General features: G+C 63.0%; 18 protein-coding genes. 14 read left to right on the top strand and 4 right to left on the bottom strand.

All coding sequences use genetic code 11. The features are described from left to right. Window positions 1-3 precede the first annotated feature (3 nt). A complete protein-coding gene (locus P3G66_RS07535) occupies window positions 4-774 on the top strand; it encodes an SGNH/GDSL hydrolase family protein (RefSeq protein ID WP_003940765.1) in 771 nt (256 codons plus the stop codon). Here P3G66_RS07535 and P3G66_RS07530 read toward each other — a convergent pair. The 3 genes from P3G66_RS07530 to cofD are packed head-to-tail and all read right to left on the bottom strand — an operon-like array spanning window position 765 to window position 3,705. Next, complete coding sequence (locus tag P3G66_RS07530; RefSeq protein ID WP_003940680.1) at window positions 765-1,325, bottom strand: NUDIX domain-containing protein; 561 nt, start codon at window positions 1,323-1,325, stop codon at window positions 765-767. The genes P3G66_RS07535 and P3G66_RS07530 overlap by 10 nt on opposite strands. A 5-nt stretch (window positions 1,326-1,330) precedes the next feature. Beyond that, the gene (locus tag P3G66_RS07525; RefSeq protein ID WP_003940947.1) at window positions 1,331-2,716 is read right to left on the bottom strand and encodes a coenzyme F420-0:L-glutamate ligase; all 1,386 of its coding nucleotides are present in this window, start codon (window positions 2,714-2,716) and stop codon (window positions 1,331-1,333) included. Beyond that, window positions 2,713-3,705, bottom strand: a complete 993-nt coding sequence (gene cofD, locus P3G66_RS07520) for a 2-phospho-L-lactate transferase (RefSeq protein WP_003940958.1) — start codon at window positions 3,703-3,705, stop codon at window positions 2,713-2,715. The genes P3G66_RS07525 and cofD overlap by 4 nt, the downstream gene beginning before the upstream one ends. Before the next feature lie 380 nt (window positions 3,706-4,085). Here cofD and P3G66_RS07515 point away from each other — a divergent pair, with 380 nt between their 5' ends. After that, entirely contained in the window at window positions 4,086-4,364 is a 279-nt protein-coding gene (locus P3G66_RS07515) for a WhiB family transcriptional regulator (RefSeq protein ID WP_020907098.1), read from the top strand. Window positions 4,365-4,539: 175 nt separating this feature from the next. Here the strand turns inward: P3G66_RS07515 and P3G66_RS07510 are convergent, their stop codons facing one another. Next, the gene (locus P3G66_RS07510) at window positions 4,540-5,028 is read right to left on the bottom strand and encodes a metallopeptidase family protein (protein WP_003940797.1); all 489 of its coding nucleotides are present in this window, start codon (window positions 5,026-5,028) and stop codon (window positions 4,540-4,542) included. Between the two features lie 79 nt (window positions 5,029-5,107). Between P3G66_RS07510 and P3G66_RS07505 the strand changes: the two genes are divergently transcribed. The 12 genes from P3G66_RS07505 to P3G66_RS07450 all read left to right on the top strand — a co-directional run bounded on the left by P3G66_RS07505 (window position 5,108) and on the right by P3G66_RS07450 (window position 16,690). Beyond that, a complete protein-coding gene (locus P3G66_RS07505; RefSeq protein WP_007731177.1) occupies window positions 5,108-5,494 on the top strand; it encodes a DUF3499 domain-containing protein in 387 nt (128 codons plus the stop codon). Between the two features lie 127 nt (window positions 5,495-5,621). After that, window positions 5,622-6,995: a phosphomannomutase/phosphoglucomutase gene (locus tag P3G66_RS07500; RefSeq protein ID WP_003941022.1), complete on the top strand. Its 1,374-nt coding sequence runs from the start codon at window positions 5,622-5,624 to the stop codon at window positions 6,993-6,995. Between the two features lie 163 nt (window positions 6,996-7,158). Continuing rightward, a complete protein-coding gene (locus P3G66_RS07495; protein WP_047271702.1) occupies window positions 7,159-8,253 on the top strand; it encodes a hypothetical protein in 1,095 nt (364 codons plus the stop codon). Further along, window positions 8,254-9,486 (top strand): mannose-6-phosphate isomerase, class I, encoded by a 1,233-nt coding sequence (gene manA, locus P3G66_RS07490; RefSeq protein WP_047271699.1) that lies wholly within the window; start codon window positions 8,254-8,256, stop codon window positions 9,484-9,486. It abuts the gene before it with no gap. A gap of 8 nt (window positions 9,487-9,494) precedes the next feature. Next, entirely contained in the window at window positions 9,495-10,454 is a 960-nt protein-coding gene (locus tag P3G66_RS07485) for a cation diffusion facilitator family transporter (RefSeq protein WP_003940794.1), read from the top strand. Between the two features lie 86 nt (window positions 10,455-10,540). Beyond that, on the top strand, window positions 10,541-12,037 hold the full coding sequence (locus P3G66_RS07480; RefSeq protein ID WP_030535015.1) for an amino acid permease: 1,497 nt from the start codon (window positions 10,541-10,543) through the stop codon (window positions 12,035-12,037). A gap of 111 nt (window positions 12,038-12,148) precedes the next feature. Beyond that, window positions 12,149-13,375, top strand: a complete 1,227-nt coding sequence (locus P3G66_RS07475) for an alkane 1-monooxygenase (RefSeq protein ID WP_030535014.1) — start codon at window positions 12,149-12,151, stop codon at window positions 13,373-13,375. Continuing rightward, a complete protein-coding gene (locus P3G66_RS07470) occupies window positions 13,375-13,560 on the top strand; it encodes a rubredoxin (RefSeq protein ID WP_003940827.1) in 186 nt (61 codons plus the stop codon). The genes P3G66_RS07475 and P3G66_RS07470 overlap by 1 nt, the downstream gene beginning before the upstream one ends. Further along, window positions 13,557-13,739 (top strand): rubredoxin, encoded by a 183-nt coding sequence (locus P3G66_RS07465; RefSeq protein ID WP_003940894.1) that lies wholly within the window; start codon window positions 13,557-13,559, stop codon window positions 13,737-13,739. The genes P3G66_RS07470 and P3G66_RS07465 overlap by 4 nt, the downstream gene beginning before the upstream one ends. Before the next feature lie 48 nt (window positions 13,740-13,787). Continuing rightward, entirely contained in the window at window positions 13,788-14,429 is a 642-nt protein-coding gene (locus P3G66_RS07460) for a TetR family transcriptional regulator (protein WP_054828338.1), read from the top strand. Between the two features lie 60 nt (window positions 14,430-14,489). Continuing rightward, window positions 14,490-15,968 carry an adenosylhomocysteinase gene (ahcY, locus tag P3G66_RS07455; RefSeq protein WP_003940766.1) on the top strand — a complete coding sequence of 493 codons (1,479 nt, stop codon included), beginning with the start codon at window positions 14,490-14,492 and terminating at the stop codon, window positions 15,966-15,968. Between the two features lie 80 nt (window positions 15,969-16,048). Then, entirely contained in the window at window positions 16,049-16,690 is a 642-nt protein-coding gene (locus tag P3G66_RS07450; RefSeq protein WP_276116353.1) for a dTMP kinase, read from the top strand. Window positions 16,691-16,695: the final 5 nt, after the last annotated feature.

Genomic DNA, 16,695 nt, shown 5'->3' with positions numbered 1-16,695 from the left:
GGTATGACTTCTCTTCCGAGCCGTTACGTTGCCCTCGGTGACTCGTTCACCGAGGGCGTCGGCGACGCCGACGAACGATTCCCCAACGGTCTGCGCGGGTGGGCAGACCGAGTGGCCGAGCAGCTGGCGGTGAACAATCCCGACTTCCGCTACGCCAACCTGGCGATTCGTGGTCGCCTACTCGGACCGATCATCGACGAGCAGTTGGAACCCGCTCTGGCGTTGAAGCCCGATCTGGTGACCATCTACGCCGGCGGAAACGACATGATGCGTCCGAAGCTCGACATCGATGCGATGGTCGCCCGCTACGATTCGGCAATCGGTCAGCTCACTGCATCCGGCGCTCGGGTTCTGATGTTCACCGCGTACGACACCGGATGGTCCGCCTTCTTCGGCAAGCTCCGCGGACGTCTGGCGATCTACAACGAGCTTGTTCGCGAGGTGGCCGACCGCCACGACGCGACCCTCGTCGACTTCTGGCGATTCTCCGAATATCAGGACCTTCGGATGTGGGACTGGGATCGCCTCCACATGTCGCCCTCCGGGCACGAGAACATGGCGACGCGTGTGCTCGACGTGCTCGGCGTCGAACACGGATTGACCCCGCCCGATCTCGGGCCTGCGCCGGTCCTCACGAAAGCCGAAACTCGTCGCGAGGATCGTCAATGGGCGCGAGAGTTCTTGGTGCCGTGGGTAGCTCGGCGCGTGAAGGGAACATCGTCGGGCGACGGCGTGAGCGCCAAGCAGCCCCAGCTTTCTCCGATTCAGTCCTGATTCTTGCGCTGACGGGCGAGCGCGACCAGGTGGTCGATGGTCTCGCGTTCCGCTGTAGGTGGGAGCGCGTCCACCGGCCACCATCTGAGGTCGGTGGACTCTGCGCTGCGGACGATATGTGAATTGTCCGGCGCCACAACAAGAAACCGTAGATCGAGATGGCGAGTCGGTACTCCGAGTGAGCACGTGATCGGATGCGTGTGGGCGGAGAGTAGGTCCGCGTCTATCCGAACGTCGTGAATTCCGGACTCCTCGCGAGCTTCCCGCAATGCCGCATCTACCACCGTCTCGTCGTCGGGCTCGCAGTGGCCGCCGAGCTGAATCCACCTGCCCACCTTGGGATGCAGGGTCAGCAAGACGTGGCAGCCACTCTCGTCGAGGACGAGAGACGACGCGGTGATGTGTCCCGGTGCGTGGCGACGAAGGCAGCCGTCCGGAGCCGAATCGAGGAACGCGAGCATCGTGTGCCGCAATGATTCGTCCGCTTCGGAGGACGTCTCCCAGCCCTCCAGGACGCCCTTGGCGGAGGCGTGCAGCGATTCGGCTGACATGGGACCTACAGCTCCACCAACGCGTCCCCGGGGGCGGAGACAGAGCGCGGAGTCAGTGGTTCGAGGGGGTGCCCGATTGCGATGGCACCGAGTGGCTGCCAATCCGCCGGGAGATCGAGTTGTTCGCGTACGAGATCGGCGGCGAAGATCGTCGATCCGATCCAGCAGCTTCCCACGCCGCGGGTGGCCAACGAGACCAGCAGTCCCTGCACTGCCGCGCCGGCGGCGACCGTGAACATCGTCGACTCCGCCGCGGTTCGTCCGGCATCCGGATAACTGTGTGCGCCATCGGGCACGCAGAAGGGAATGACGACCTCGGGGGCGTCGAACAGGATGTTTCCGCGGGCAACCCGGGCCTCGACGGATTCGTCACTGCGACCGTCGGCGCGAAGATCGGCGGCCCACTTCTCGCGCATCTGCTCGAGAAGAGCCGTGCGGACCGACTCCGTGCGTAGCCACACGAATCGAACCGGTCTCGTGTGGTGCGGTGCGGGAGCGGTGAGTGCCTCGGCGATCGAGCTGCGAATGATCTCCGCGTCGACGGGATCACTTGCGAACTGTCGGACCGATCGACGCAACAGCAGCGCCTGGCCACGGCCCATCGCCGTAGCTTCCTCGGTGCCCAGCCAGAACAGATCGTCCGGGCCGCGGCGAATCAGATCCTGGCCACTCGAACCGTCGTCCTCGAACCGAAGCCCACGAACGACGGCGACGGGAACGCCGCCCAGCTTGCCCTTGACCAAGTCGCCCGCAGCGGCGATTTCGTCCGCGATCGCGATCTCGGTGACGATCAGATCGTTGCCTTGACTGTCCTGTGCTCCGAGGTAGCCGTGCAGGACCGGAATGCCGGAGGAACCGATTGCGGCGTCGGTCTGCCCGTTGCGCCACGCACGACCCATCGTGTCGGTGACGACGACGGCGACGGACTTGCCCGTGCTCTCGAGAATTCGGGCGCGCAGACCCGCAGCGCTCGCATCCGGATCCACGGGGAGCAGCGCCAATTCGGCACCGTCGACGTTGGAGCCGTCGATGCCCGATGCGGCCTGCACGATTCCGAGTTTGTTCTCGGTGATCAGAGTGCGGCCCTTGCGTGCCACGACGCGGACGGCTTCCTGATCCACCAGGAGGCGTCGTGCCGCGTCGCGCTCTTCCGGATCGGTCGGTGAGGAAACGATGCGACCCTCGACTTTGGAGAACACCTTGCTCGTGACGACAACGACGTCGCCGCTCTCGAGCCACGGCGTCGCGTCGACGACAGCGGTGGCCAAGTCGTCTCCGGGCCGGAACTCGGGAAGCCCGAGCACGGGAATGACTTCGATTGCGGCGCCGGGGGAGTGATCACCGGGAGAGTGATTTCTGTCGCGGCTTGCTTCGGTTCCGGGCTCGGTCACAGTTCGACTCCGGCGATCTCGAAAGCCGTGCGAACCATTTTCGCGGTCTCTTCGGGGGACGTCATCAAAAGTGGGATGCTTCGCACGTCCACCCCGTCGATGTCGGCCGTGTCACCTTCGTCGACGAGCCAGCCGTCGAGAATGCCGTTGATCGAACGAGCTCCGTAGTGGCGACCGATCGCCTCCGAAGTCGTCTCGACCCCGATCACCTCGAGGCACTCGTCAGCCATGCCGCGCAACGGTTTTCCGCCGATGACGGGGGAGAGGCCGACAACCTTGGCCGCGGTTGTTCGCAGGGCACCGCGAATGCCGGGCACCGCGAGGATTGCGCCGACGCTCACGACGGGATTGGACGGTGCGATCAGCACGATGTCGGCACCGTCAATCGCCTCGACCACCCCTGGCGCGGGCTTGGCCTGCTCGGCGCCGACGTGAGCGAAGCTGTGCGTTTCCACCTGTGCCCGATGGCGTACCCACCACTCCTGGAAATGAATCGCCTTCTGCTCACCGTCTTCCGGATCGGTGATCACGACGTGTGTTTCGCTGCGGTCGTCGCTCACGGGAAGCAGTGCGACACCGGGATTCCAGCGATTGCACAACGCTTCGGTGATCGCGGACAACGGATATCCCGTGCGGAGCATCTGGCTGCGAATCAAATGCGTTGCGATATCGCGATCTCCGAGGCCGAACCAGTCCGGCTTCGCGCCGTACGCGGCGAGTTCTTCTTTCGCATTCCAGGTTTCGCCGGCGTGCCCCCACCCGCGTTCGGTGTCGATGCCGCCGCCGAGTGTGTACATACAAGTGTCCAGATCGGGGCAGATGCGCAGACCGTGCATCCACACGTCGTCCCCGACGTTGACGACGGCCGTGATGCGATGTGGGCCTTCGTATTTCTCGAGGGATTCACCACCGGCGATTCCGAGCGCGTTTTGAACACCTTGAAGGAAACGGGCCCCGCCGACGCCGCCAACCAATACAGTCACGTTCACGACAACAGAGCCTAGGCGGTCGGCGCGTCGTCGTGTCTGGCGGGCAGAAGGTCCCGTCAATTGAGGGCCGGAATACTAATGGATTCATCTTGTTTAGCTTGACCGCGACACGCTGGACGTGTGTAATCTCAAATGTGTCATTCCAACCGCTACTTGTGAGTTCACTTGCAGCGGGGCCGGTTTCGAACACAGTTTCGAACGGTCGACGGGGTGGGGTTGAAGATGGAGTGAAAATTCTGCGCTATTACAGGTGAGGAGGCGGAACGATGCCCAATGAAAATGTCGAGATCAGTTCTCTCGCAATGACAGTAAGCGACGAACCGCAGACCGATTCCCGAGCAGGCGCAGCAGAAGGTGCCTGCAGCAGTGAGTTCGACGGTATGAGTACTCGGCCAGTGCTGAGTCTCGTCACCGGCTTCGAAGAATTGTTCGACACCATCGAGGATCAGTGGCAGGAGCGTGCTCTCTGCGCGCAGACCGATCCCGAAGCGTTCTTTCCTGAAAAGGGAGGATCGACGAGGGAAGCAAAACGGATCTGCCTCGGTTGTGAAGTTCGTGACGAGTGCCTCGAGTACGCGCTCGCGAACGACGAACGGTTCGGAATCTGGGGAGGGTTGTCCGAGCGCGAGCGTCGGCGACTCAAGCGGGGGATCATCTGATCTGCTGCTGAATCGGTTCTGTCAGCGTCGGGGCTGACGGGCGGTCTTCGAAAGTCTGACCTGCAACGGGGAATTGCAGGTCAAGCAACGACTGTTTTGTTCTTCGTGTGGATTTACTTCTTCGTGTGACATCAGTTTTTTCGTCTGACAGTGCGTCAGTCCTCGTCGGGCAGTATCAGTCCTCGTCGGGCAGCGTGGGGTCGATGACCTGTGGGTCGACGCCCAGATACGTGCCGACTTGATGGACCAACACGTCGTGCACCAGATCCGTGAGTTCTTCCGGATCCTTCGCTCGCTGCTCCAATGGGCGGCGAAACAGCACAATTCTTGCGCGAGTCGTATTTCCGTGACGGTCGATTCCGGCCGGAATCAGTCGTGACAGTGGAACCGGGCCGTCTGCGATGACCTCCGGCGGCCATGTGACGGACTCCGGATCGTGCGCGTGAATCTTCGGAACTTCGTCCACTGCGATGTCGAGTTTCGTCAGCCGGTCGTGCCACGCGAGGTCGACGGGAGAGAAGGCGTCGAGCACCAGGAGATCGAACTTCTCCGCGCGGGTACGCCTGGCGGGCACCTCCGGGGGAAGTAGCGGTCCGCGCAGGCCACGGCCGTGTCGCTCGATGGAACGAGTGGTGACCGAGCGTCGGCGGCGGGCTTGTGGCATGGCGCCAGATTACGACAGGAGAAACTGCTCGGTGTGTCCGAGTAGGTTCCGGACGTGGGGAGGGCTAGGCTCCGTACCTGTGAGATCTCTGCGTCGCTGCTGCCGCCCCGGGTGCAAGAACCCCGCCGTCGCGACGCTTACGTATGTCTACTCGGACTCCACTGCGGTTGTCGGGCCGCTGGCAACCGTCGCCGAGCCCCATTCATGGGATTTGTGTGACACTCACGGCTCTCGAATCACCGCCCCCAAGGGGTGGGAACTCGTCCGCCACGAAGGCGGATTCGCGTCGAGTACTCCCGACGAAGACGATCTGACCGCTTTGGCTGAAGCTGTACGTGAGGCCGGTCTCGGAGATCGCAGCAAGTCCAACGTCGATGCAGATGAGGACATACGTCCCGCAGCTCCGAGTACTGCCCGTACAGGGCGTCGTGGACACCTACGCGTTCTGCCCGACCCGTCCAACTGACGCGAGATTCGTCGCCGTAGACGCTAGGCTCGACCGAGTACTTCCACACCCGAGTACTGCGAATCTCCGGACGCCATGCGCCCGGACGTTCCCGTCTGTGAGGGTGCATGCACAAGGAGAGTTTTCAGTGGGGCGAACAGCCGAGTCGGTTGCTGCAATCATCAAGGCGTACGACGTACGCGGTGTGGTCGGTGAGCAGATCGACGAAGATTTTGTCCGCGACGTCGGTGCGTCGTTCGCCCGCCTGGTCCGCGACGAGGCCGGCGCCGCCACGACGGTTGTGATCGGCTACGACATGCGCGCATCGTCGCCCACACTGTCTTCGGCTTTCGGTGACGGCGTGCTTGCTCAAGGGCTCGACGTCGTCTACATCGGATTGGCGTCGACCGACGAGCTCTACTTTGCATCCGGTTTGCTGAACTGCCCGGGCGCGATGTTCACGGCGAGCCACAATCCCGCCAAGTACAACGGCATCAAGATGTGTCGGGCCGGCGCCAAGCCGGTCGGTCAGGACACCGGCCTGGCAGTCATCTCCGCCGAGGTCGTCTCGGGTGTTCCCGCGTACGACGGACCGGCAGGCACCGCCAGCACCAAGGACGTCCTCGAGGAATACGCGAGCTACCTCCGCGGATTGGTCGACCTGGCTGCGTTGCGCCCGCTGAAGGTCGCAGTCGATGCAGGCAACGGTATGGGTGGCCATACCGCGCCGGCCGTATTCGGGCCGATGCCCCTCGACGTCCTGCCGCTGTACTTCGAGCTCGACGGCACGTTCCCCAACCACGAAGCCAATCCGCTCGATCCGGCCAACCTCGTCGACCTGCAGGCCTACGTGCGCGAAACCGGAGCGGACATCGGCTTGGCGTTCGACGGTGACGCGGACCGTTGCTTCGTCGTAGACGAGAAGGGCGACCCGGTCTCGCCGTCCGCGGTGACGGCACTTGTCGCCAAGCGCGAACTCGCGAAGGAACCGGGCGCGTCGATCATCCACAACCTGATCACGTCACGGGCAGTGCCCGAACTGGTCGAAGAACTCGGCGGCGTCGCTATTCGTACCCGAGTCGGCCACTCGTTCATCAAGCAGGAGATGGCCGAGACCGGTGCGGTGTTCGGCGGCGAGCACTCCGCTCACTACTACTTCCGCGACTTCTGGGGCGCCGACTCCGGCATGCTCGCGGCGCTGCACGTACTCGCCGCACTGGGCGAGCAGGATCGTCCGCTCTCCGAGTTGATGGCGGAGTACACCCGCTACGCGGCCTCGGGCGAGATCAACTCCACCGTGGCTGACGCGGCAGATCGTACGGCCGCTGTACTGGCGGCATTTGCCGACCGCACCGAGTCGGTGGATCGCCTCGACGGTGTCACGGTCAGTCTCGAGGGAAATGCCTGGTTCAACTTGCGCGCGTCCAACACCGAACCACTGCTGCGACTCAACGTCGAAGCACCCACGTCCGCCGATGTCGACGCATTGGTGAACGAAATTCTGGCGATCGTCCGGGCTTGAATCCGAGTCTGATCGGTTTGTCGGTGAGCCGAAGCCCTGGGATAGTTGGGGGACTATCTCAGGAACGACGGCCTCGGGAACGAGGGCTTTGCCACCACGGACCGCGTGGAGCTGGAATGCTGGATGGTGCGGGAACTGCTAACGGAGAAGGGGGTGCGGTGAGATGACAGCGCCGATGCCGCTTCTCGACCTCGACGACAGCGAGGGTTTGTCAGCTGCCGATTCGGAAGGGCTACTGCGGTCTGTAGCCATGGGCGGCGCACAGATTCGGGCCACCGCGTCGGCCGTCGGTGAGGGTGTGATCTCCCGATTGGCCGGTCTGCGTCCGCGCAGCGTCGTACTGATCGCCGGCGCGGGTGGCGCCCGGCACGGAGCCAGGATCGCGCTTGCTCTCGTCGGCGATTCGGTCGGTTGCCCGCTCCTCGTTCTCGACCGGACGCCGTCGTGGGCCGGGCCGTTGGACGTGGTCGTCGTCGCCGGTGACGATGCCGGTGATCCACGCCTCGTCGAATCCGTTGACAGTGCCGTACGCCGCGGCGCCGAGGTTGTTGTCGCCGTTCCCGACGAGGGGCCCATGCGAGCCGTGGCGGCCGGGCGCACCATGCCCTTGCCGCCGCGGCTCTACGCCTCGCCCCGGCACACGATGACGCGGTTCCTCGCCGTCTTCCTCGCGGTTGCCGCCGAAATCGAGGGCAAGGGATCGATCGAGGACCGTTCGGCGGTGCTCGGTCGAATCGCCGACGCAGTTGATGCGGAGGCGCTGCGGGACGGACCGGCCAACGAGGTATTCCACAACCCGGCCAAGTCGTTGGCCACCAGGATGAGCGGCCGGCGAGTCGTTCTGTGTGGAAGTGGTTCCGTGACAACAGCACTCGCAGAGTTCTCGAGCGTTGCGCTGATGAGCTCCGGCCTGAACGCCGCTGCCGCCGAGATGTCCGAGGTGATTCGTTCGGCGCGTGCACTGTTCGCGCCGGACGCAGCTTCACGTGATTCGGTGTTCCACGACCCCTTCTTTCACGATCCGCAACTCGACGGCGCGCTGCCGACCCCGCCGGTGCGGGCGTTCGTCTTCGCGACCGAATCCACGCGCGGGGAGGCGAGGCGCCGGATGGACGCACTGGCTGACGCCGACCTGGTGGTTGCGGCAGACGAAGACCAGACCAACGTGGTCATATCGGAGATGGAGCAGGTATTCGTGTTGGCGTCTCGAGTAGACATGGCCGCGGCGTACGTGCAGTTGACGGGCGGTGCGAAGTAAGTGCGTGAACTCGAAGGTGCACTTCGTTCTTACGCGTGGGGCTCGCGAACGGCAATTGCCGAACTACGCGGTCTTTCGACTCCGTCGAATCATCCCGAAGCGGAATTGTGGTTGGGCGCGCACCCGGGTGACCCCGCGCGCGTGATCACCGAATCCGGAAGCGAGTCGTTGCTCGAGGTCCTGCACCGCGAGCCCGAACGCGAACTCGGCCGTGAGAACCTCGAGGCATTCGGTGAGCGACTCCCATTCCTGCTCAAGCTGCTTGCGGCGGAAGAACCGCTGTCACTTCAAGCGCACCCCAGCGCCGTTCAAGCCGACGAGGGTTTTCGTCGTGAGAACGCACTCGGCGTTCCCATGGAATCGCCGATTCGCAACTACAAGGACGGCAGCCACAAGCCCGAACTCGTTGTCGCGCTCAGCAGATTCGAAGCGCTTGCCGGATTCCGCGAGCCGACGCGGACTGTCAAACTGCTGCGCGCTCTGGCCGTCGACGAGTTGGAGCCGTACATCGGTCTGCTCGAAGGCCAACCCGATTCCGACGGACTGCGGGCGTTGTTCACGACATGGATCACGCTGCCGTCCACGGTGCTCGGGACCTTGCTCCCTGCCGTACTTGCCGGGTGCATCACCTACGTCGCGCACCACGACGCCGAATTCGTGACCGAGATCCGCACCGCGCTGGAATTGAGCGAGGCGTACCCCGGCGACGCCGGTGTTCTGGCGGCACTGCTGCTCAACCGCGTCACCCTCGAGCCCGGCCAAGGACTGTTTCTCGCTGCCGGCAATCTCCACGCGTATCTCCATGGACTCGCGGTCGAGATCATGGCCAACTCCGACAACGTTCTGCGTGGTGGGCTGACACCGAAGCACGTCGACGTGCCCGAATTGCTGAGGGTTCTGGACTTCGTCGGGGCCGATATCGAAGTGCTCGATCCGGCCCCGTCATCAGGATCAGGTCAGTCAGGATCAGGTAGATACGAGTACGTCACGCCGGCGCCCGAATTTCGTTTGACGCGTCTGGAGTTCGACGCTAATTCCACGGACATCGCCGTCGACGCTTCAGGCCCGCGGATTCTGATCTGCACCGACGGCGCGGTCACTGCGACGTGCGGCACTGACACTCTCGACCTCGATCGAGGCCGAGCGGCGTGGATCGCTGCCGACGAGCCCGCGATACACCTGAGCACACGGACCCCGACTGCGCAGGTTTTCAGTGCCGTAGTCGGAAACTAGGAGACATTGTGTCGGCTCATGGTGGCAAGAAGGCAATTCTGGCGGCCCTCGGAGCCAATGCCGGAATTGCCGTAGCCAAGTTCGCCGGATTCTTGATCACCGGATCGTCGTCGATGCTCGCCGAATCGGTGCACTCGGTGGCCGACACGTCCAATCAGGGTTTGCTGCTCCTGGGGCAGAAGAAGGCAGAACGTGACGCGGATCAACTGCACCCGTTCGGCTACGGGCGCAACCGATACTTCTATTCGTTCGTCGTTGCACTGGTGCTCTTCACCCTCGGTTCGCTGTTCGCGATTTACGAGGGTATTCACAAGATTCAACATCCGGAAGAACTCAATTCGGCTTTCGTGGCAATCGCGATTCTTGTCATAGCGATTTGTCTGGAGGGCTACAGCTTCCGGACCGCAGCGAAGGAATCACGACCGCTCAAGGGAAATGCGTCGTGGTGGAACTTCATCCGAACCTCTCGTAGCCCGGAACTCCCGGTTGTGCTGCTCGAGGACACCGGCGCATTGATCGGTCTCGTCCTTGCACTCGGCGGCGTCGGCCTCACGATGGTGACCGGAAATCCGGTCTTCGACGGCATCGGAACTCTGTGCATCGGTGTCCTGCTCGGCATCATCGCGGTCATTCTGATCATCGAAATGCAGTCGCTGCTGATCGGTGAGGGCGCAACGGCGGTGGAGACCGAACTGATCCTCAACGCCCTGGTCGACGGAACTCGTATCGAACGCGTCATTCATTGCAAGACGCAGTACCTCGGTCCCGAGGAGATCCTTGTTGCTGCCAAGGTTGCGGTGCCGATCGGATCGACGATCTCGGACGTGGCGACGGCGATCGACGAGGCCGAGTCTCGCGTGCGCGCTGCAGTGCCTGCGGCGCGGGTGATCTACCTCGAGCCGGACCTGGATCGTCTCAGCGCAGGAGATCGCCCTGAAACAGATCTACAGGCCCCCGACAAACCCTGAACAAAGCTGCGCCTGCGGGCTTAGGCTGATGCCATCTCTCTACTTGCCCATGGTGGGACCTGCTGGTCCCCAGCAAGGAGGCGGCAATGGCTGTCAAGGACGAGCAGGCCGGATCTGGACGGTCGAAGCTGTTTCGAACCAAATCGATCGAGCAGTCCATCAAGGACACCGACGAGCCGGAAACCAAACTCCGGAAAGAACTGAACTCGTGGGATCTCACGGTGTTCGGTGTCGCAGTCGTCATCGGTGCGGGCATCTTCACACTCACGGCTCGGACGGCGGGAAATGTCGCCGGGCCGTCGGTCTCGCTCGCGTTCGTCATTGCCGCCATCGCCTGCGGACTGGCAGCGCTGTGTTACGCCGAATTCGCGTCGACGGTCCCGGTTGCCGGTAGCGCGTACACGTTCTCGTACGCGACGTTCGGCGAATTCGTCGCCTGGATCATCGGCTGGGATCTCATCCTCGAATTCGCCTTGGCGTCTTCGGTGGTCGCCAAAGGCTGGTCGCTGTACCTCGGCGAAGTGATGGGCTCACGCAGCCCGATCGTCGAGTTGGGGCCGATATCCTTCGACTGGGGTGCGGTGCTGGTGATCGCTGTCATCACGATCCTGCTCGCGACCGGCACAAAACTCTCGTCGAGGGTGTCACTGGTGATCACGGCGATCAAGGTCGCGGTGGTGTTGCTGGTGATCATCGTCGGTCTGTTCTACATCGACACCGACAACTACTCGCCGTACATTCCGCCGTCGGAGCCGGGCTCGACGGGAGAGGGCATCCACCAGTCGTTGTTCTCGTACGTGACCGGGGCCGGTGGCAGCACGTTCGGGTGGTACGGATTGCTCGCGGCAGCCAGTCTGGTGTTCTTCGCGTTCATCGGCTTCGACGTCGTCGCCACGACGGCGGAGGAGGCGAAGGAGCCGCAGAAGGCGCTGCCACGCGGCATCCTGGGTTCTCTCCTGATCGTCACGGTTCTGTACGTGGCGGTGACACTGGTGCTGACGGGGATGGTGAAATACACCGAGCTCGAGGGCGATACCTCCAACCTGGCAACGGCATTCGCTTTCCACGACATCACGTGGGCGAAAAACGTCATCTCGTTCGGCGCTTTGGCCGGTCTCACGACAGTGGTGATGGTGCTGATGCTCGGGCAGACCAGGGTGCTCTTCGCGATGGCACGCGACGGTCTGATGCCACGACGCCTGGCACCGACCGGCAAGCACGGAACCCCTGTGCGGATCACGATCTTGGTCGGCGTCGTGGTCGCGGTGCTCGCCGGCGTTTTTCCGATCGGCACCCTCGAGGAAATGGTCAACATCGGCACACTGTTCGCTTTTGTTCTCGTCTCGATCGGGGTTCTCGTGCTCCGTCGGACGCGTCCCGACCTACCTCGCGGATTCAGGGTGCCGCTGGTCCCGCTGGTCCCGATTCTGGCCGTCCTCGCGTGTCTGTGGCTGATGTTCAACCTGTCGGTGGAGACCTGGATGAGGTTCGTGGTCTGGATGGCCCTCGGCGTTGTCATCTATTTTGCCTACAGCAGGCAGCATTCGATGATCGGGAAGCGTGAACGCGGCGAAATCGAGTAGATGTACAAAGTTTATGATTTGTCTATCACTTGTACAAAATCAGTAGTACTGTCTACCTCATAGTGAACTGACTCACAGTTTTCGGGTCGGTCCGAATCGAGGAGGTAGACCGTGTCGACGCACGTGGACTCGCAATCCGGCCAGACGCTCCCGCCCGAGCAGTGGCGTGACAAGAAGAGATACCTCTGGCTGCTCGGCCTCGTGCCGCCGACGGCGGTCTTCATCGCCGTCGGATTGGTCGCGTTGTTCAACAGTCTCGGATGGAATGCGGTCTCGCCGGTGTGGTGGTGGATCGGGCCGCTGCTCGTCTACATCCTGCTCCCGATCCTCGACATCTTCTTCGGCCCGGACGGCGAGAATCCGCCGGACGAAGTGATGGAGCGCCTCGAGAACGACAAGTACTACCGGTATTGCACCTACATCTACATACCGTTCCAGTTGGTCAGCCTGGTCCTGGCCTGCTACCTCTGGTCGGCGACCGATCTGTCCTGGCTCGGAATCGACGGGGGACTTGGGCTGATCTCCAAGATCGGTCTGGCGATCAGTATCGGTTGTGTCGCAGGAATCGGGATCAACACCGCACACGAGCTCGGTCACAAGAAGGACGATCTCGAACGCTGGTTGTCGAAGATCACTCTGGCGCAGTCGTTTTACGGCCACTTCTACATCGAGCACAATCGTGGACACCACGTGCGCGTCGCCACGCCCGAGGATCCGGCGTCGTCTCGCTTCGGTGAGAGCTTCTGGACCTTCCTGCCGCGCAGTGTGTGGGGATCTCTGCGCTCGTCGTGGTCCCTGGAAAAGGCCAGACTCGATCGACTGGGTAAGAAGCCGTGGACAATTCGCAACGACGTCCTGCATTCGTGGTTGATGTCCGTCGTACTGTTCGGTGTCCTCGTCGCCGTCTTCGGCCTCTCGGTACTGCCGTTCCTGGTGCTGCAGGCCGTGTTCGGATTCTGTCTGCTCGAAACCGTCAACTACCTCGAACATTACGGACTGAAGCGTCGTCGTCTGGACAGCGGGCGGTACGAGCGTGCAGCACCGGAGCACAGTTGGAACAGTGATCACATCTGCACCAACATCTTCCTGTATCACCTCCAGCGTCACAGCGATCATCACGCGAACCCGACGCGTCGTTATCAGACGCTTCGAAGCATGGACGGTGCGCCCAACCTGCCCAGTGGGTACGCGAGCATGATCATCCTCGCCTACGTTCCACCGCTGTGGCGAAAAGTGATGGATCCCAAAGTCCTTGCGCACTACGGCGGCGACATCACCCGCGTCAACGTTCAGCCGTCCAAGCGTGATCGCATCCTTGCTCGGTACGGAGCAGCGTGATGAGCAGCTATCGATGCCCGGTCTGTGAATACGTCTACGACGAATCGAAGGGTGCACCACGAGAAGGGTTTCCGGCGGGCACGCCGTGGGATGCCGTGCCGGACGACTGGTGCTGTCCGGACTGCGGCGTGAGGGAAAAGCTGGACTTCGAGCCGATGCCGGCAACGGCGGGGAGTGAATCATGAACGACTACAAGCTGTATCAGTGCGCGCAATGCGGCTTCGAGTACGACGAGGCAGTCGGCTGGCCGGAGGACGGTATCGAACCGGGCACTCGCTGGGACGACATTCCCGAAGACTGGAGTTGCCCGGACTGCGGGGCGGCGAAGAGCGACTTCTTCATGGTTGAGGTCGAACGACGGTGAGATGCGTCGGCGTCGAACGGACCTAGGTGCGGCGGTAGTGTCGTCACCATGACTTCGACGCCCACTCGTCTGCCGCAGAAAGAAGCGTCGCGCCTGCTGCTGCGTACGTCGGTGCTCGATTCGATGCGTGAGTTGTTGACCGAGCGCGACTGGTCCGAGGTGACGCTGACGGTTCTGGCCAAGCATGCCGGTGTGAGTCGTCAGACGCTCTACAACGAGTTCGGCTCGAGGCAAGGGCTTGCCGAGGCGTACGCGCTTCGCCTTGCTGACGGCTTCGTCGACGTGGTGGACGAGGCCATGGTGGCGAACGACGGACGTGCAGTCGAGGCGTTGACGGCGGGTTTCGGATCGTTTTTCGCCTCCAGTGCAACCGACCCGTTGGTGATCTCTCTGCTCACCGGTGAGGCCAAGCCGGACCTGCTTCGCCTGATCACCACCGACAGTGCGGTCATCATCGAGCGCGCGTCGTCGCGGCTTGCGGAGAGTTTCCAGCGAGGGTGGATTCAGGCGTCACCCGCCGACGCCGGAATTCTGGCCAGGGCGATTGCGCGTCTCGGGCTGAGCTACATTTCGATGCCGCCGGAGTCCGAGGCTTCGGTGGCGGAGGATCTGGGCATACTGCTCGGGCCGTTCATCGACGTGGCGCGCGAGGGCCGCGCAGTAGAGGGGCGGGCGGGAGAGGGCGTCTAACCGATAGCCTGGTACACCGATAGGCTTGTGCAGAGTATGCACGTCAACCAGGAGAGGCAGATGACGACCTCAGTTTCAACAACGCCCGTGGCCGAGAGCCGTAACGGCATCGACTTCAAAGTTGCAGATCTTTCGCTCGCGGAGTTCGGTCGCAAGGAAATCCGTCTGGCAGAGCACGAGATGCCCGGCCTCATGGCGCTTCGTCGCGAATACGCAGAGGTGTTGCCGCTCAAGGGCGCTCGCGTTTCCGGCTCGCTGCACATGACCATTCAGACCGCGGTGCTGATCGAGACGCTGACCGCGCTCGGCGCCGAGGTCCGCTGGGCTTCATGCAACATCTTCTCCACGCAGGATCACGCTGCCGCCGCCATCGTCGTCGGTCCGCACGGCACCCCGGAAGAGCCCAAGGGCGTTCCGGTTTTCGCCTGGAAGGGTGAAACTCTCGAAGAGTACTGGTGGGCGGCCGAGCAGATGCTGACCTGGCCGGGTGAGCCTGCCAACATGATTCTCGACGATGGCGGCGACGCCACCATGCTGGTGCTCAAGGGCGCACAGTTCGAGAAGGCCGGCGTCGTCCCGCCGACGGACGACGACCAGGATTCCGACGAGTACAAGGTCTTCCTTGCACTTCTGCGTCAGTCCCTCGAGTCCGACAAGGGCAAGTGGACGGCAATCGCCGAGTCCGTCCAGGGCGTCACCGAGGAGACCACCACGGGCGTTCTGCGCCTGTACCAGGTTGCCGCTGCCGGTGAACTCACGTTCCCCGCTATCAACGTCAACGACTCGGTCACCAAGAGCAAGTTCGACAACAAGTACGGCACGCGCCACTCGCTGCTCGACGGCATCAACCGCGGCACCGACGTTCTGATCGGCGGCAAGGCTGCGCTGGTCTGCGGTTACGGAGACGTCGGCAAGGGTTGTGCCGAGGCACTTCGCGGCCAGGGCGCTCGCGTCGCGGTCACCGAGGTCGACCCCATCAACGCCCTGCAGGCGCTCATGGACGGCTTCGAGGTCAAGACAGTCGAGCAGGCCATCGGCTGGGCCGACATCGTGATCACGTCCACCGGTAACAAGGACATCATCACGTTCGAGCACATGAAGGCCATGAAGCATCAGGCCATCCTGGGCAACATCGGTCACTTCGACAACGAGATCGACATGGCCGGCCTCGAGAAGTCCGGCGACGTCACGCGGATCAACATCAAGCCGCAGGTCGACGAGTTCACGTTCGCCGACGGCCACTCGATCATCGTGCTGTCCGAAGGCCGCCTGCTCAACCTCGGCAACGCGACGGGCCACCCGTCGTTCGTGATGAGCAACAGCTTCTCCAACCAGGTCATCGCGCAGATCGAACTGTGGACGAAGCCGGACGAGTACGACAACGAGGTCTACCGCCTCCCGAAGCACCTCGACGAGAAGGTCGCCAAGATCCACGTCGAGGCACTCGGTGGCACGCTGACCAAGCTCACGAAGGATCAGGCAGAGTACATCGGCGTCGACGTCGAAGGCCCGTACAAGCCCGAGCACTACCGCTACTGACCCGGTGATTCGTCACTGAGGATGTAGTGTCCGCCGTCCCCCGGTCTGCGCAAGCAGGCCGGGGGATAGGCTTGTCCGCCGTGGGAACACTGGTGGCATTGGAAGGCCTCGACGGCGCTGGAAAGCGAACGTTGATCGGCAAAGTGGAGAGCGAACTCCGCCGCGGCGGCACGTCGATCGCGACTCTGGATTTTCCGCGGTACGGGAAGTCGATCCACGCGGATCTTGCTGCCGAGGCACTCAAAGGATCGCACGGAGACCTGGCTGAATCCGTGAACGCGATGGCAGTCCTGTTCGCCCTGGACCGCGCGGGTGCGGCGGATCGGATCTCGGACCTGTTGTCCGCCAACGACATTGTTCTCCTCGACCGCTACGTGGCGTCCAACGCCGCCTACAACGCGGCGCGCGCGCATCAGAGCGTGGACGGCGAGATGGTCGCCTGGGTCCGTGAATTGGAGTTGGGTCGACTCGCTCTTCCCGCTCCCGATCTGCAGTTGTACCTCGACGTGCCGGTAGCTCTGGCCGAGCAGCGTGCCCGCTCGCGTGAGGCCGAGGACGCGTCGCGTCAGCTCGACGCCTACGAGCGCGACGGCGGCCTGCAGGCCAGAACCGGTGAGCTCTACAAGCAGTTGGCAGCGACGGACTGGGTCTCGCCCTGGTGGATCGTGGGGCCGGAGACGGACCCGGGCGAACTGGCGCGCAGGCTCGCGGATTTCGCGTGATCGGT

This window comes from Rhodococcus sp. C3V, assembly GCF_029269915.1.
Lineage (GTDB): Bacteria > Actinomycetota > Actinomycetes > Mycobacteriales > Mycobacteriaceae > Rhodococcus_F > Rhodococcus_F qingshengii.
This window is presented reverse-complemented; position numbering and strand designations above follow the sequence as displayed.

Coding starts and splice junctions, on each gene's coding strand:
- P3G66_RS07465 (WP_003940894.1), top strand. CDS start 13,557: ATGAACGACTACAAGCTGTATCAGTGCGCGCAATGCGGCTTCGAGTAC.
- P3G66_RS07480 (WP_030535015.1), top strand. CDS start 10,541: ATGGCTGTCAAGGACGAGCAGGCCGGATCTGGACGGTCGAAGCTGTTT.
- P3G66_RS07535 (WP_003940765.1), top strand. CDS start 4: ATGACTTCTCTTCCGAGCCGTTACGTTGCCCTCGGTGACTCGTTCACC.
- ahcY (WP_003940766.1), top strand. CDS start 14,490: ATGACGACCTCAGTTTCAACAACGCCCGTGGCCGAGAGCCGTAACGGC.
- P3G66_RS07495 (WP_047271702.1), top strand. CDS start 7,159: ATGACAGCGCCGATGCCGCTTCTCGACCTCGACGACAGCGAGGGTTTG.
- P3G66_RS07460 (WP_054828338.1), top strand. CDS start 13,788: ATGACTTCGACGCCCACTCGTCTGCCGCAGAAAGAAGCGTCGCGCCTG.
- P3G66_RS07530 (WP_003940680.1), bottom strand. CDS start 1,325: ATGTCAGCCGAATCGCTGCACGCCTCCGCCAAGGGCGTCCTGGAGGGC.
- P3G66_RS07470 (WP_003940827.1), top strand. CDS start 13,375: ATGAGCAGCTATCGATGCCCGGTCTGTGAATACGTCTACGACGAATCG.
- P3G66_RS07510 (WP_003940797.1), bottom strand. CDS start 5,028: ATGCCACAAGCCCGCCGCCGACGCTCGGTCACCACTCGTTCCATCGAG.
- P3G66_RS07515 (WP_020907098.1), top strand. CDS start 4,086: ATGAGTACTCGGCCAGTGCTGAGTCTCGTCACCGGCTTCGAAGAATTG.